We start from the raw sequence: 1,386 nt of genomic DNA on the forward strand, positions 1-1,386 counted from the left end.
GCTCCATGCAGCGCCGGATCGTGTGCGAATACCTGTTCTATTTATGAACAGCGAAATGCGTGAAACTCTCGAACATATCTTCCATTCTCGACCTGATCTGCGGTAAAATGAGGCATGCCCGATGCGACCGCCGCACTCACCGAGTTGCGGTCGGCGTGCGCTGAGGTCGATGCCACCTGGGCGAACGCGTTGCAGGGTGATTCGGCCCAAGCAGAGCACGATGTTCGTGCCATGAGCGGTGACGGGCTGGTGCGTGTGACCGAGTCGCTGGCAGACCTCGCACGCCGCGTGCAGGCGTTGCAGACCAAGTGCGCCGCAGAGCTTGCGCGTCGCGCTCGCATGGGCGGCGATGACGATGTCGCGCGCCGCCACGGATACGCCTCGCCCACACGTCTGATCGCATCGGTCACCGGCAGCAGATTCAGCGACGCGGCGAAGCTCGTGGCAGTGGGGGAGGCGACGGCTTCATGTGCCTCGTTCACCGGAGAGGTGCTGCCGGCGCGGCATCCGCATCTGGCGGCCGGCCTGGAGGCCGGCTCGCTGTGCGTCGATGCCGCCGACATGATCCGCCGGTTCCTCGACCCCGTGGCCGTACGCGCCGACCGAACCGATCTCGGCGAGGCCGAGCGGTTCCTCGTCGAGCGGGCGCCGATCGTCGGTGTCGACGGGCTCGCACGGCTGGTCAAGCAGCTGCAGGCTCGACTCGATCCCGACGGCGTGAAGCCGCGCGAAGACGAGCTGCGTTCGCAGCGGGGATTGCGCATCTGGGAGGATCGCGCCGGCATGATCCAGCTGCAGGGTGCGTTCGACCCGGCGAACGGTGCGCCGATCAAGCTCGCGGTCGAGGCGCTCGTCAGCGCAGAGCTGCACCGGGCACGAGATGCGAAGCGCGGGTTCGGTGCATCGCTCGATGAGGCGCCGGCGCGCAACGGCGGCGAGCCTCAGACGATCGGCGAACCTCGCGCCGTCGGCGATCCCGATGATCTCTTCGAGGAGCAGCGCACGATCGCGCAGATGAACGCCGATGCGCTCGCCGACATCGCTCGCCTCTCACTCGGGGCGAAGCAGGCGCCCGCGGCGCTCAGACAGGTCACGGTGGTCGCGCGCATCGACGCCGAGTCCCTCGTCGCGGGTCGGGGCCACGCCACGATCGACGGCATCGATCAGCCGGTCTCGGTCGCGACCGCGCGCGAGCTGGCGATGTCGGCCGGCATCAGCCCGCTGCTGCTCGACCACCGCTCCGAGCCGCTCGAGCTCGGCCGCGCCGCCCGACTCTTCACCGCTGCGCAGAAGCTCGCACTCGTCGAGCGCGATGGCGGTTGCGCATGGCCGGCGTGCAATCGGCCGCCGTCGCACACGCAGGCGCACCACATCAGTTGGTGGAAG

1 protein-coding gene is annotated in these 1,386 nt (G+C 68.6%); it reads left to right on the plus strand.

All coding sequences use genetic code 11. The features are described from left to right. Positions 1-114 precede the first annotated feature (114 nt). Positions 115-1,386: DUF222 domain-containing protein (locus tag ACFWWU_RS37215; protein ID WP_384153627.1), on the plus strand; the 1,272-nt coding region annotated here is incomplete at its 3' end.

Origin of the sequence: Streptomyces sp. NPDC058650 (assembly GCF_042717315.1) — a bacterium.
GTDB lineage: Bacteria > Actinomycetota > Actinomycetes > Streptomycetales > Streptomycetaceae > Streptomyces.